The organism is bacterium, from assembly GCA_019912885.1.
Taxonomy (GTDB): Bacteria; Lernaellota; Lernaellaia; order JACKCT01; family JACKCT01; genus JAIOHV01.
Genome location: JAIOHV010000201.1, coordinates 1 through 13,130 on the forward strand (window position 1 = coordinate 1; position 13,130 = coordinate 13,130).

General features: G+C 62.7%; 12 protein-coding genes and 1 tRNA gene. 2 read left to right on the forward strand and 11 right to left on the reverse strand.

The window, feature by feature from the left end; all coding sequences use genetic code 11:
• The 4 genes from K8I61_17630 to tdh form a co-directional block, all read right to left on the reverse strand.
• Window positions 1-267 (reverse strand): hypothetical protein (locus K8I61_17630; GenBank protein MBZ0273864.1); only part of this gene is annotated, 267 nt, incomplete at its 3' end.
• Entirely contained in the window at window positions 264-953 is a 690-nt protein-coding gene (locus K8I61_17635) for an MBL fold metallo-hydrolase (GenBank protein ID MBZ0273865.1), read from the reverse strand. The genes K8I61_17635 and K8I61_17630, both read right to left, overlap by 4 nt.
• A gap of 77 nt (window positions 954-1,030) precedes the next feature.
• Window positions 1,031-1,103 (reverse strand) — tRNA-Val (locus K8I61_17640).
• Window positions 1,104-1,317: 214 nt separating this feature from the next.
• Window positions 1,318-2,355 carry an L-threonine 3-dehydrogenase gene (gene tdh, locus K8I61_17645; protein MBZ0273866.1) on the reverse strand — a complete coding sequence of 346 codons (1,038 nt, stop codon included), beginning with the start codon at window positions 2,353-2,355 and terminating at the stop codon, window positions 1,318-1,320.
• A gap of 186 nt (window positions 2,356-2,541) precedes the next feature.
• On the opposite strand from tdh, the gene K8I61_17650 reads away from it, so the two are divergent.
• The gene (locus tag K8I61_17650; protein ID MBZ0273867.1) at window positions 2,542-2,832 is read left to right on the forward strand and encodes a hypothetical protein; all 291 of its coding nucleotides are present in this window, start codon (window positions 2,542-2,544) and stop codon (window positions 2,830-2,832) included.
• A 266-nt stretch (window positions 2,833-3,098) separates the two neighbouring features.
• Here the strand turns inward: K8I61_17650 and K8I61_17655 are convergent, their stop codons facing one another.
• From K8I61_17655 to K8I61_17685, 7 genes are all read right to left on the reverse strand, one after another.
• Window positions 3,099-3,470 (reverse strand): type II toxin-antitoxin system PemK/MazF family toxin, encoded by a 372-nt coding sequence (locus K8I61_17655; GenBank protein ID MBZ0273868.1) that lies wholly within the window; start codon window positions 3,468-3,470, stop codon window positions 3,099-3,101.
• Window positions 3,467-3,697, reverse strand: a complete 231-nt coding sequence (locus tag K8I61_17660; protein MBZ0273869.1) for a ribbon-helix-helix domain-containing protein — start codon at window positions 3,695-3,697, stop codon at window positions 3,467-3,469. The genes K8I61_17655 and K8I61_17660 overlap by 4 nt, the downstream gene beginning before the upstream one ends.
• 98 nt (window positions 3,698-3,795) lie before the next feature.
• The gene (locus K8I61_17665; GenBank protein ID MBZ0273870.1) at window positions 3,796-5,493 is read right to left on the reverse strand and encodes a hypothetical protein; all 1,698 of its coding nucleotides are present in this window, start codon (window positions 5,491-5,493) and stop codon (window positions 3,796-3,798) included.
• Window positions 5,494-5,619: 126 nt separating this feature from the next.
• The gene (locus K8I61_17670) at window positions 5,620-7,923 is read right to left on the reverse strand and encodes a CRTAC1 family protein (GenBank protein MBZ0273871.1); all 2,304 of its coding nucleotides are present in this window, start codon (window positions 7,921-7,923) and stop codon (window positions 5,620-5,622) included.
• Between the two features lie 105 nt (window positions 7,924-8,028).
• Window positions 8,029-8,469, reverse strand: coding sequence for a hypothetical protein (locus tag K8I61_17675; GenBank protein ID MBZ0273872.1), 441 nt, complete (start codon window positions 8,467-8,469; stop codon window positions 8,029-8,031).
• Window positions 8,466-9,716 carry a S9 family peptidase gene (locus K8I61_17680; GenBank protein ID MBZ0273873.1) on the reverse strand — a complete coding sequence of 417 codons (1,251 nt, stop codon included), beginning with the start codon at window positions 9,714-9,716 and terminating at the stop codon, window positions 8,466-8,468. The genes K8I61_17675 and K8I61_17680 overlap by 4 nt, the downstream gene beginning before the upstream one ends.
• Complete coding sequence (locus tag K8I61_17685; GenBank protein MBZ0273874.1) at window positions 9,713-11,653, reverse strand: hypothetical protein; 1,941 nt, start codon at window positions 11,651-11,653, stop codon at window positions 9,713-9,715. The genes K8I61_17680 and K8I61_17685 overlap by 4 nt, the downstream gene beginning before the upstream one ends.
• A gap of 220 nt (window positions 11,654-11,873) precedes the next feature.
• On the opposite strand from K8I61_17685, the gene K8I61_17690 reads away from it, so the two are divergent.
• The gene (locus tag K8I61_17690) at window positions 11,874-13,127 is read left to right on the forward strand and encodes a right-handed parallel beta-helix repeat-containing protein (GenBank protein ID MBZ0273875.1); all 1,254 of its coding nucleotides are present in this window, start codon (window positions 11,874-11,876) and stop codon (window positions 13,125-13,127) included.
• Window positions 13,128-13,130: the final 3 nt, after the last annotated feature.

Below are 13,130 nucleotides of genomic sequence, written 5' to 3' on the forward strand. Positions count from 1 at the left end.
GCCCGCGCCGGCCGTGACCGCGATCGTCGCCGCGGCTTGCGCGGCGAGCGATTTCTGCATGCCGACCAGCGCGTTTTCGACGAGATCGCGCGGGGTGACCGAGGTCAGGTAAAATTCGTCGATCAGCCCGAAAACATCGAACAGCAGAACCTTGTCGGGATCGCGCCCGCACGCGCTCGCGAATAGACACAGCGCGGCCAGTATCGCAATCGCGATGCGGTGCGTTCGCCGGCGTGTCGCCGGTTGCCGGTTGCCTGTCGCCTTCACTTCTCCGTCGATTCTTTCAACTCGCGGCTCATCGCGTCGAGAAGCCACTTTTCGATCTTGTCGGGATGATGGCGCACGAAGATGTTGGCGTGTCGCTCGCGGCCGATGTTCGTGCGCGGGCCGTGGCCGGGATAGACCTGCACGTCGTCCGACAGCACGAACAGGCGTTCGAGAATGGACTCGGCGAGCTTTTCCCACGAGGCGCGGCCCCGGTCGGTGTTTCCGATCGACCCGGCCATCAAGGTATCGCCGGTAAACAGCGCCTTTTTGTACTTCAGGCAGATGCCGCCGGGCGTGTGCCCCGGCGTATGGATGATCTCGAAATCGTAAGGCCCCACGGCCACGGTATCGCCGTCGGCAAGACGCCGATCGGCCGGCGGCGAGAGCGTCAGGCGTCCGTGCGCGATCGCAAGAAACGAGAACCTGGTCAGCCGATCCGCGTCGGCCTCGTGGATCAGGATCGGCGCGCCCGTCGCACGTTTCAGCGCCGCGTTGCCCGTGCAGTGATCGGCGTCGGCGTGCGTGTTGAGGATGCCGACCACGCGTAGATTTTCGCCGCGGATGAACGCGAGAATCGGGCGCACGTTTCCGCCCGGGTCGATGACGAGCGCATCGCGCCCGGTTTCCGGCCCGACGACGTAACTGTTCGCCTTGAAGATGCCGGAGGTGAATATTTCGATCCGCATGTTTTTCCCGCGTCAACCCGGAATTCGGCCGCGCACCCGCGGCCATACGCGATTGGACCCCGCCGGCGGGGCCGCGTTAGGCGGAACAGGGCTCGAACCTGCGACCCACGGCGTGTAAGGCCGTTGCTCTACCAACTGAGCTACCCGCCCAAACCGGCTGATCTTAACAGACCGCGGGTGGCGATGCCACGTTCATCGGGGACAAGCGGGCCGAGGAAACAGGAAACAGGAAATAGAAAAGTCGTCTTGCGAGACGCGGTGGTTCGGCAACGTGCCGAAAAAACGAGAGGCTTGCCGATTTCGGTTGAACGATCGCACCGGCAATTTGCGATTCCACTATTTTCTATTTCCTGTTTCCTCTTTCCTACCCCACCACCTTCATCACCACCTTGCCGCACTCGCCCGAACGCATGAGCGCGAAGCCGTCCTCGAATTTCTCGAAGGGAATGATGTGCGTGATGACCGGGCGAATGGCAAGGCGGCCGGTTTCGAGCATCTCTTTCACCGTGTACCAGGTCTGCCAGATCTTGCGGCCGGAGATGCCGATGACGTTCGCGCCTTTGAAGATGATGTCGTTAGCCAGGTCCAGATCGATGCGCTTTGAGGGCAGGCCGAAAAACGTGAAGCGACCGCCGTTTGTCAGCACCGCGAAACCGTCGCGGATCGCGGCCTGCGTTCCGCTCATGTCGACCACGATGTCCACGTGCGGGCCGCCGACCAGCGCCTTGACGCGCTCGACCACGTTTTCCGTCGAGGGATCGATAACGTAGTCCGCGCCCATGCGCGTGGCCATGTCGCGCCGGTAGGGTTGGGGCTCGACCGCGATGATGTGCGCCGCGCCGTAGGCCTTGGCGACCGCGATCGCCATCTGCCCGAACGGGCCCATGCCGAAGATGGCGACGACCTTGCCGGTGACAACCGAACCCTCGGTCACGGCGAACACGCTGTTGCCGAGCGGCTCCTGGATGGAGGCGATCTCATCGGGCATGTCGGGGCTGTTTTTCCAGGCGTTTTTCGCGGGGATCGAGATATATTCCGCGTAGCAGCCTGGGCGGTCGACGCCGATGATGCTGGTGTTTTCGCAGATGTGCTTGGCGCCGATGCGGCACTGGTAACACACGCCGCAGACGATGTGCGTTTCCGCGCTGACGCGGTCGCCGATGGCGATTTCGGTCACGTCCGCGCCGCGCTCGACGACCTCGCCGGTGAACTCGTGGCCGAACACCATCGGCACGGGCACGCGCGCCTTGGCCCAGTCGTCCCAATTGTAGATGTGCAGATCCGTCCCGCAGATCGACGTGGCGCGCACCTTGACGAGAACGTCGCGCGGCCCGACGCGCGGGATGTCGGTTTCGATCATGGCCGCGCCCGCCTCGGGGCCGGTCTTGGCAATGGCTTTCATCTTTTCCGGCACGGTGTCCCCCTGAACGCGCGCAAGGGTAGGGGGAAATCGGGAAATAGGAAATAGGAAACGGGAAGCAGGAAAGAGGAAAGAGGAGATCGGGCACGCGGATCGCGCGTTGCTCGTACCCGGACTTCTCCCCGGCGTGCTACCGATGTTATCGTACCCGTTCAAAAGGGGGGTGAAATGTCCAAGGGCGGAAAGACCAACAAGAAGAGCTGGGAAGACAGCATCATCGATCAGCTCGATCGCGCGCGGGAAGGGCACATGGGCCCGAAGGAAGGCGCGTTCGACGAAGGCGTCAAAAAACGCCTGCACGACTGCCAGCCGGGCGACTGGGTGAAACAGGTGCTGGCCGGCACCAACAATTACGGCCCGCCGCTTCGCGTGCTCGACCCGAAGAAGGGCGAGGTGGAAAATCGATCGGGCATCCGGTCGGCGCTGCCGCCACGCTCGCAGGTGATGACGCAGGAATAGTGCCGAGTTGCGAGTGTCGAATGGCGAATGAAATCGCAGAATCGCAATTCGGCGGAACACGGAGAACACGGGGAAGACACGGAGGACACGGAGTGACCGGGTCGTCGTCCTTGCACGACATCATTGCTCGCGCGACGTCATCGTTCGCGAGACGTCATCCTGAGCGAAGCGAAGGATCTAGCTCGCCCCTTGCCACCGCCACGGAGATCCTTCGCTTCGCTCAGGATGACATTAGCGCGGGATGACAATAGCGCCGCGCCTCTACTTTAGAGGTCGATCAGCGCGAGGCTGATCGTCAGCGCCCGATCCACGTCCTTCATCGTGCGTGGCTCAAGGGCGCCAAGGCGCCGGATCAAACGGCGTTTGTCCATCGCTCGAATCTGATTTAACAAAACGACCGAATCCGCCGTCAATCCGCCGCCGCCCGCGGCGACGAATACTTCTGTCGGATACAACCGCTCGTTAAAGCGCGACGTGATCGGCGCGACGATGGTTATTGGACTGTATTCGTTCGATAGATCGTTTTGAATGATCAGAGCGGGGCGCTTCTTCTGGATTTCCGCGCTTCGAGTCGGGTCAAAATCTGTCAGGTAAATCTCGCCGCGTTTCGGATTGGATTTCCGTCGCGGCGCATTCATCGTTCATCCGTGTCCAACGATGCCCATTCCTCAGCGATTTCAAGGTCGCGCTTGGCGTGGACAATCGCGCCTTCTTTCAGCAGTTTTCTCAAGGTAGCCCGGCCTTTTTTCTCAACGTACTGGCGTACGGCCGCGTCGATGAGTGCACTGCGTTCGCCCTTCGGAGCGACGCGATCCAGCATCCGAACCGTGGATTCCGGCAATGTGACATTGATTCGAACGTTCATCTCCATCGTCTCCTCGTGCATCGACGGCGTTCACCATACACACAATTCGTGTGTATGGCAACGCCTTGAGTCGATGGCGCGCCGTTTGGTCTTACCGCCTATCTCCCCGCCAATTCGTTCGCGATGGCGACCAGTTCGTCGTAGCCGGGCTTGGTCGAATCGTCGGGGCGGACGACGCCCCAGTAGGTTTCGACGGCTTTGACGACATCGAGGAAGTGCGCGTCGATGTAGTCGATATTCATGATCGCCCACAGCACGAGCAGCAGCGCGTCGCCGTCGTGCCACCATGTGCCGAGCCGCGCGAGGTTTTGTGCGTCCTCGCCGGTGATGTCGATGCCGTGCGTGTCGGTTGTTTGCAGCCCGAAGTAGAGAAACCCGACGATGCCCTCGCTGTAGGCCGCGTGGAAGGCCTCGTCGATAAACTGCGCCTGGAGCGCTTCCGTGTAGCCAAGCTCCCCGGGGCCGGTGGGGTAGCCGATCTCCATGATCATGAGCGGCTTGCCGCAGCTAGCCTCGCGCATCGCCGCCGTGCGGTCGGCGAGCTCCGCGGCGTACAGTGGCGAAGCGACGTAGTAGTTCGGATACGCGTCGAACGCGACGATATCCATGTGATCGCGCCAGAGCGTCGCCGCTTCGATCCAGGACGGCTGAAACAGCAGCCGGCTGATGTCCGGGTGCACGTCGGTGTGGAGGTTCTGCGTCGTGATGGCGTCCGGGTCGGCGTCGTGCACCGCGCGATTGAGCGTGATGAGCAGATCCGTGACGAAGTCCCAGTCCATCCACAACGAGCCGATCGCCGCAAGCCAGCCCGGTTCGCGCCATCCCCACGCGGCGGTCAGGAAGGCCTGGTTCAGTTCGTTTTCGAGCTGCCAGTGTTTGATGACGTAACCGTCCGGCGAGTCCTTGTATCCGTCGCCGTCGTAGCGCTCCACGGTAGCGCGCGTGGACATGTACATGTACGCGAGATACGCGTCGCGGCCGATCAGGTCGGGATACGCGGCGTCGCCCTGATACTTCGCCTGCTGCCCGCTGTAGCCGTGGCCGACAATGCTCCACGGCGTCAGGCCCGCGTTGACGATCGGCGCGACAACGCTATCCGCCGTCGTCCAGTCGGCGTTGTCGAGCAGATCGTCGATCCACTCCGGGTGCGCGAGCACGTCGTCGAGCGTGATCGTGATGTCGGTGATCTCCGGGAACACGTATTTCTGGCTGATGCCGATGCGCGAGGCATTCATCCCGATTTGCGGCGCCCACTCGGCCTGATTCGCGGGATTGGACTGACTGAAGCCGAAGTGGAACGTGTCGAGCGTGGGGCCGTCGTTTGGCGGATTGTCCTTCGTGCCGTCGCAATCGTTGTCGGCGTCATCGCCGCAGATGTCGTACGCGGCCGGGTTGATATCCGGATCGCCGTCGTCGCAGTCCTCGCCGCCGCACGCTTCATCCTCATATCCGTCCAGATCGAGATCAACGCATCCTGCCGTGTCGTCGTCGCCGGTGTCGTCGTCGCCGGTGTCGTCGTCCGCCGTGTCGTCGTCCGCGGTGTCATCGTCGGCCGTGTCGTCGTCCGAAGTGGAATCGTCGTCGGCGGTGGTGTCATCATCGGAGGTATCGTCGTCATCGGAGGTGTCGTCGTCATCGGAGGTATCGTCGTCGCCGGAGGCGTCGTCATCATCGGAAGCGGTGTCGTCGTCGGGCGCGTCCGCATCGTCGTCATCGCCGCAGGTGCAACCGGGCAGCGCGAACATCAGCAGTAACGCGGTTATGGACGAGATGGACCGAATGGACCGAATGGACATGATGGACATATCAGCGCGCCTCGGCGTTCAAAAGTATTCGTTTTCCTGGGTGTCCTCTGTTTCTTCGCGGCGCTCTCCGTGTACCGCCGGGATTGCATTTCCGTTCGCCACTCGCCATTTCCTTTCCTAATCGTCGTAGTAATCGAATGCGGCGACATCCTCGGTCAGGTCGATGAAACGCTTCACCGGCGGGTCGTCCCACGACTGTTCGGCGCCGCCGGGCCAGAGCACCTTAACCTCGTCGATCGTCGTCTTGTCCCCCAGGCCGAATTCGACCGGCAAGGACGGCGTGCTGCTGGCGTGGCCCTTGGCGCACTGCACCTCGCGGATTTGCGTCAGGTCGCCCGCGACAAGCGTGACGCGCGCGCCGCACGCGGAGCGGTTCGAGGTCACGCCGGTCAGGCGGAACGTCGCCCAATTATTGTCCTGCCCCACGTCGTTGCGGAAGACGTGCGTGACGAATCCGCCGGACCGGCGCGTGACGAGCAGGTCGAGATCGCCGTCGCGGTCGAAATCTCCCCAGGCGTGGTTCGTGCAGTCGTGCATCTCGATGCCGGCCCAATACGTGACGTCCATGAACGTGCCGTCATCGAGTTGGCGATAGAGGCGGCCGTAGTGCCCTTCGTAGAGATCGGACAGGAACACGTCGAGCCGGCCGTCGTTGTCGAAATCGACGAACGACACGTCGATCTCGCCCTCGTCGCACGTGAAGCCGAGCGCGTCGGTGACCTCCGTGTAGAAAAAATCCGGCGCACCGGAGTTGAGATTCATGCTGCTCGGCTCGCTCGACGGCTGGTAGCGCGGGTGGCTGATCTCCGCGAGGTACGCGTCGAGGTCGCCGTCGTTGTCAATGTCGCCGAAGTCCGACGCGAAGGTGTTGCCGGGGCGGTTGCCGCGCGGCGAATCCAGGTTCGCGTCGTCCGCCACGTTCACGAAGGTGCCGTCGCCCTGGTTTTCCCAGAACACGTTTTTCACGCGGCCGTATTCGGACACGAAGATATCGGCGAGTCCGTCGTTGTTGTAGTCCGTCCATGTCACGCCGTAGGTGGGACGCCCGGCGAGCACGCCGATCGCCGATGCGTCGGTCACGTCGGTGAACGTGCCGTCGCCGTTGCCCGCGAAGAGCACGTCGGGGAACGACGGGATATTCGGATACTCCACGAGCCAGTTGCCGACGTAGAGGTCCACGACGCCGTCGCCGTTGTAATCCGCGGCCGCGGCGGCCGACGTGCTGGGTCGGTCGCCCTCGAACATCACGTCCACCCCGTTCGATTCCTTTTCGGTGAACACGCCCGTGCCGTCGTTCAACAGCACGGTGGACGGCGCGTCGACCGCGTCCGTCACGGGCGTGTTGACGCCGAGGTACACGTCGATGTCGCCGTCGTTGTCGAAATCGGCCCAGACGGAAAAGCCGGCGTAGTAGCCGTTCAGGCCGGAGGCGTCCGTCACATCGACGAACATCCCTTCGTCGTTGTGGTACACGCTGAAGCCTTCCTCGTCGTATCCGCCGCGCGACACCACGATGTCGTCCCAGCCGTCGCCGTCGATGTCCGCCCACACGGTGCGCTGGCGATGCAGATCGCCCGGCAGGCCGATGTCGGTCGTCACGTCGGTGAAGGTCTCCGACTCCTTCTCGCAGAAGGTGTAGCCGTTCGCCCGCACCATGTAGTTATGCCCGGCGACGCCCCACTGGAACGGCGCGTTCGCGGCGGCCCAGTCCGCGCTGTAGTAGCGACTGCGCAGGTGGTAATTGTCCGTTCCATCCACGCCGAGCAGCGGCTCCTCGGTCACGTGTTCGTAAGCCACCCAGAACTTGTCGGCGGGGTAGCGCCAGAAATCGCGCGGCGGCAGCTCCACGCGCACCCAGCCCGCCTCCTCGGGTATCGCAAGGCGGATCGGCGTGATGAGATCGCCGTAGCGATCCGGCTCGGATCCGCACACGTCCGGCAAAAGGCGGACGATCACATCGCCGCAGCCGCCAAAGAAATAAAGATCGACGCTCGTGACGTGGAACGGGTGCGGCGCGATGACCTGAATCGCCTCGATGTCGCCGGGTTCGAGCCCGCCGCGCCCGGCCTTTTTTACGCCGTCGTCGAGCGCGTATTGCGCCTCGACGTTCGCGGCCGGGTCCGTGGCGTCCGGGCAGATCGAGGCGTAGAGCGCCTCGCGGTCGATCGGCGCGCCCGGTTCGTCGCTTTCGACGACCGTCGCCTCGTCGACGCACTCGTAAACCGAGTCGTCGTCCCCCGCGTCGTCGTCGTCGTCATCATCATCATCGCCATCCGCTTCGTCGTCGTCGGCCGCGTCGTCGTCAGAGACATTGTCGTTGTCGTCATCGTCGTCGTCGTCGCCGCACGAGCAGCCGGCGGCCATGGACAGCGCCGCAAGCAGAAGCAACACGAAAATGGACCGAATGGACATAATGGACATGATGGACCCTATGGACCGGATCGACGCCTTAGACGCGCGGCGTTGCAGAGCGTCGCCCAGGTCGCGATTCTGATTTTCGTTCGTGGTTTCCAAATTCCTGCCTCGTCAGCGCGTAAGCGCGTCGCGGAGTGGCACGGGGGTCGAAAGCGCAAAACCCGACGGCACGATCGTGACCGCGGTTGTCTTTCCGGTTGCGCCGAATCGCCAGCGAATCGCCTGGCCGTTCATCGCGTCGAGGCGCGAGCGCTCGAACACCACGAAATAGAGGCCGCCGGGGTACGACGCGTACTCCTCGATGCGCGTTTCGCCGACGGACAGCTCGACGGTATCGGCCGTGCCGCGCGGGAATGTCCCCTTCACGCGCACGACGTAGCCTTCGGTGTACGTCACGGGCTTTTCATCGCGCGTCACGGTGACGGCTTCGGGCAGCGTCACGCGCGCGATGTCGTATCCGGTGATCGAGACCGCGTCCGCGCGGTCGCCGGCAAGCGCGGCGCCGGCCGCGAGAACGAAAAGGATGGCGATGATCGAGAGGGCGCGCGTCATGATGCGTCTCCGTTTGTCTTGCGTACATTCAGGTATTTATCCCAGAACTCAAAGATTTGGGACAGTAACGACGTCCCGGTGCGCGGATCGACGAAGCCGTACGCCGGCCTGAGGACGTGAAGCGGCGCGGTCGAAAACTGATTGATGATGGCGCTGTACGCATAAATCGCGGGCACGGTCGAATTCTGGTAGGGGTCATTCGGCGCACGATCGAGATAGTTGGCGTCGGAATCGCTCACCAGGGCGTGAAAGGCTCGGGGGCGCACGCGCACGGTGACGTTCGCGACGACCGCGCCACCGGAATGGCCGATCAGCCCGATGCGGTCGGGTTCGACGGCCGTGAGCGACGCGACGTACCGGTGCGCCAGCAGTTGCTCGTACACATGCAACGACAGCAGCGAAAAGCCGGCGAGCAAGAGGCGCCTCGAGATGTCGGACTCGACCTTGTCGGCCAGCATCGCGCGGCCGGAGACCATCGCGATGAGGTACCCGTGCGCGGGGTACGTTTCGCCGCCGTAATCCGTCCGAAAGATTTCGATGCTGTCTCCGTGCCCGTGCGCCGCGACGATGGCCGGAAGGAATTCTTCGGGATCCCGGGGTGCGAGGATGACGACGCGAAAGGCGCCCACATCCTCGTCGAGGATGAGGATTTCCTTTTCGCACGAATCGGCGTCCACGCGCGTCGAAACGACCTCCACCGTCATTCGCCTTCGTTCGAGCCGGTCAAGGAGAAACTCAATGTTCAGGCGATTCGCGAGCTTCTTCGCGAGGACGTCTGGACGCGGGAGCTTGACGAAAAGCGGCGGCGGGACAGTCAACATGTCATCCAGCCGCGCCTGCGTGATTTCGCGCGCGCGCGACCTGTTTCGATCGAGAAATTTCTCGTAACCCCGCACGCACCGATGCGCGTTCACGGCGCAGGAAAGCTCGGAAAAATCGCCCAGGTAATCCGTCTCGTCGATATTCGCGCCCGCGCGAAAATCGTCGAGCCAGCCGCACATGGCGTCGTAATCGGCCCCGTGATAACCCACGCGCGGCGGAAGGCGAGCGGCGTCGCCGCGACCCGGCGCCGGCGTGTCGTCGTCATCGCCGCCGTCATCGAAACCCTGTCCGTCCGCGTCTTTTCCCGGCGCGGCGGGCCACATCGCGACCAGCAGCGCGGCCACGAGCGCGGCGCCCAGGGGTATTGCCCGGCGCCGGCGCGCGGCGCGGTACAGGCGCGTTTTCCACGCCCGGGCGGGGGTCATGGCGTCGCGAGCTGAATGTCGTCGAACGACACCAGCCCCTTGGGGTTGACGTCGAATTCGAAGATCACCGCCTCGATATCCGTGCCCACGATCGGGCTGGCCGACAGATCCGCGAGCGGGATGCGCACGGTGTTCAGCACCGTTTTCGATCCGTCGGACGCGCCGTATTTCACGCGGGCGGGGTACGTCAGCGTGGCGTAATCCGACACGGGTACCGCGGGCTGCTCCACGCCGTCCACGACGACGCGCACGGAAAAGTCCTGCGCCGCGTCGAACGTGTTGTAGTTGTCCGCGACCTCATACACCGTCGCGGCGCGGAAGACGAGTGCGTCAAAGTCGTCGGCCGACGCATCGAGCGCCGGCAGATCGACTCGATATTCCGACGCCGACGTCCAGCCCGCGCTCACGCCGCGTGAGCTGCCGGGGTAGAGCGGCGACTCCGTCCATATCGAGGTCGTGGCGCTGTTAGTCGCGCCGGCAAGACTGCCCGACGTCTTGTTCGCGTCTTCCTCGTAGTGGTCAAACCACATCCGCTCCGGGCCCTGGAACTGCTGGTTCATCACGATCGTTCCGGGGAGCGAGCCGTACGTCGTCTCGCCGGCGAAGAAATTGCGGTAACAGGTCTCGCCGTCGAACGACGCCAAAAACCAGGACGTGATGAAGTTAAGGCCAATGGCGCGCTGGTCCGGGCCGGACAGCGGCGCGGGATCCGAAAACGACGGCGGGTACGGATCGCCCACCGCCGACCACACCGTGTTCCAGTGCGCGTGGTTCGCGCCGTAGACGAACGCCAGCGCCTTGGCGGCCGTCGTTTCCTCGCCCACCGGCAACGCGCGATCGTACGTGGCGTGGCCCTGGAAATCGGACACGTCGCCGTCATTCGATCCGTGCATGATCGCGTAGTTCACGTCGCGCGGCACGAAGTTCTGGAACAGGATCTGCCCGTCCACCGGAGCGATGGCGAACAGCGCCCGGATGTCGAAATCGAAATCGTGCAGCGGGTCGCTCGGGTTGTGCAGCGTCGTATTGAAATCCTGCGCCGCCACGACCGCTTCGCCGCCGCGTGAATGCCCCGCCAGGCCGATGCGGGACAGGTCGATCTTCTGGTAGAGCGGGTGCGTCGGCGTCTCGTTCCACTCTCTAAACAATTGCAGATGACGCAGCAGCACGATTCCGCGCGCGTCATTTTCGCCGGACGCGCCGTTCAGGAAATCTTCCTCCACCGAAAACGCGATGTAGCCGTGCGTCGCGAGGTGGCTCGTCAGGTAGTCGTAGCCCGGATAGGAAAACTCCGCCGGATCGTGATTGCCATGAACGACGAGGACGACCGGAAACGGCCCCGCGCCGTTCGGGTAGTAGCCGACCGCGTGCAGTGGCACGGCCGTCGGCTTGATGCCGCGGCCAAAACGCACGTAGAAGTCGAGAACGAAAACATACGGCTGAACGTTCGTCGTGCGCTTGTCGGGGTCGCCGTCGTGGCCGTACTCCATCGCGGTCGTGGCAAAAGGCCCGGGCGTCGCCGGGTCGGGCGGATCACCGATGCACGGATCCATCGGGAACAGCGGACCGTCGCTCACCGTGTCGTCGTCGCCGGTGTCGTCATCGCCGGTGTCGTCGTCGCCCGTGTCGTCGTCCCCGGTGTCATCATCGCCCGTATCGTCGTCCGACGTGTCGTCATCCGCCGTGTCGTCGTCGGCGGTGTCGTCGTCGAAATCGTCGTCGACGTCATCGTCACCGGCGTCGTCATCCGAATCGTCGTCGTCGAGATCGTCGTCGCCGGCATCGTCATCCGCGCTGTCGTCATCGCCGTCGTCGTCATCGTCAGCGTCGTCATCGGTGGAATCGTCATCGTCGTCGTCGTCGTCGCCGCACGAGCAGCCGGCGACGGCACTTGCGAAAAACGCGGCCAGAAGGATGGCAATCAGAAATCGGGGCACGGGCGCGAACCTCCGTCGGGGTAATCGGGGCCACACTATAGCAGTGTCGAGTGACGAGTGACGAGTGGCGAGCGATTCAAATTGGGAATGGCGAATGGCGAATGGGGAATGCCGGACACCTCCTGAGCTCGGCCGAGCGATTGGCCCGGGAGCGCGGGCGTCCCGCCTGCTTATACCCTGACGTGTTGATCCACCGTATGAGGATATAATATCTATCCGCTTGAATCATGGGCAAAATGTCGACACGCATGAATCGGTATTTGAAAAGTATGACGCACCGCGTTATCACCGCACGCAACGATTTGTTGCCGCGTCGTCACAAAATCTTTTTCGGAGACGTGATTTTCCCGTTGACATTCGGCAGGGAACGCGGTATTTTGAGAAAATATCGGTGCAGCCACGACCTCCGGAGCCACGACCTCCGGAGCCACGCCTGGAGGGAAAAAGTATGGCGGGCTCCTATTATATCAATCCGGATCGACCTGACGACACCGGCAACGGGCTTTCGTGGGCGACGGCGAAGAAGACCATTCAAGGTTTGGTCGATATCCTGACGGGTCCGGTCGAAGGCGAGACGAAGGTCTACCTCGCCGCGGACGCCACGGCGGCCTTTTCCGGCGATGTTCAGATGCGCGGAATTTCGGCGATCGGCGAAGATGCCAAGCTCGTCTTCGAGCCGCGCTCGACGGACAATTCGACCGTCGTCTGGAATGAGGACAACTACGAAGGGCACACGTACAGCCCGTTCGAAAGCACGGAAACCGGCGCCTTCGATATCACCGCCGACGACAAACCGGTCGAGCTGCCCCTGCAATTCGACATTCGCGATTGCCGGCATGTCGAATTTCGAGGATTCAAAATTATCGGCACGAGTGGATTCGTCCTCGCGCAATTGACACTGATCAATAGCGCGAGCGGCGTGAAATTCGTGTACTGCCGGCATGAGGAGAAATCGACAGGAATCGCGAGTCTCGGCAATTCCAACGTGGACGCCGAAAATTGCTATTTCTTGCGAAACAACGTCGCCGTGTATGCGGGCCACGGCGGGAATTTCAACCTGATCGGCAACAATTACATTGTTGAGCCATACAAACACGGGATTCTCGGCTGGATGGGCGGAAATCTCCTTGTCAGCCCGTGGGACGAATCGTTCGACTATTATACGACAGAGGTCCGGACGAATCTGTCGCGCCCGAGTTTCGAGGCCATCAAGCTTGTCGGAAAGTCGGTGATGAGCATCTGGCAGGGCTTCGGCCTGCTTGACGAGATTTCTATCGGAAAGGTTCGCGTCTACAATGCCAATCGCGTCCTTTCTCCGAAGTACCTTGGCGTCGTCCTGGAATCGCAATCGATGGTGGTCGGTGCCTCGCAATTCGAATTCCTGACACTCAACGCGAAGAGCGAAGATCAAAATATGCCTGCGGCGCAACGATTTGTGGCCGCGCGCGGTGAACGCTGTCTCGTGATAGGATAGTAG

Bases quoted from the DNA above. Each gene is read 5' to 3' on its own strand.
- K8I61_17635 (MBZ0273865.1), bottom strand. From the start codon at position 953: ATGCGGATCGAAATATTCACCTCCGGCATCTTCAAGGCGAACAGTTAC.
- tdh (MBZ0273866.1), bottom strand. From the start codon at position 2,355: ATGAAAGCCATTGCCAAGACCGGCCCCGAGGCGGGCGCGGCCATGATC.
- K8I61_17650 (MBZ0273867.1), top strand. From the start codon at position 2,542: ATGTCCAAGGGCGGAAAGACCAACAAGAAGAGCTGGGAAGACAGCATC.
- K8I61_17655 (MBZ0273868.1), bottom strand. From the start codon at position 3,470: ATGAATGCGCCGCGACGGAAATCCAATCCGAAACGCGGCGAGATTTAC.
- K8I61_17660 (MBZ0273869.1), bottom strand. From the start codon at position 3,697: ATGAACGTTCGAATCAATGTCACATTGCCGGAATCCACGGTTCGGATG.
- K8I61_17665 (MBZ0273870.1), bottom strand. From the start codon at position 5,493: ATGTCCATTCGGTCCATTCGGTCCATCTCGTCCATAACCGCGTTACTG.
- K8I61_17670 (MBZ0273871.1), bottom strand. From the start codon at position 7,923: ATGTCCATTATGTCCATTCGGTCCATTTTCGTGTTGCTTCTGCTTGCG.
- K8I61_17675 (MBZ0273872.1), bottom strand. From the start codon at position 8,469: ATGACGCGCGCCCTCTCGATCATCGCCATCCTTTTCGTTCTCGCGGCC.
- K8I61_17680 (MBZ0273873.1), bottom strand. From the start codon at position 9,716: ATGACCCCCGCCCGGGCGTGGAAAACGCGCCTGTACCGCGCCGCGCGC.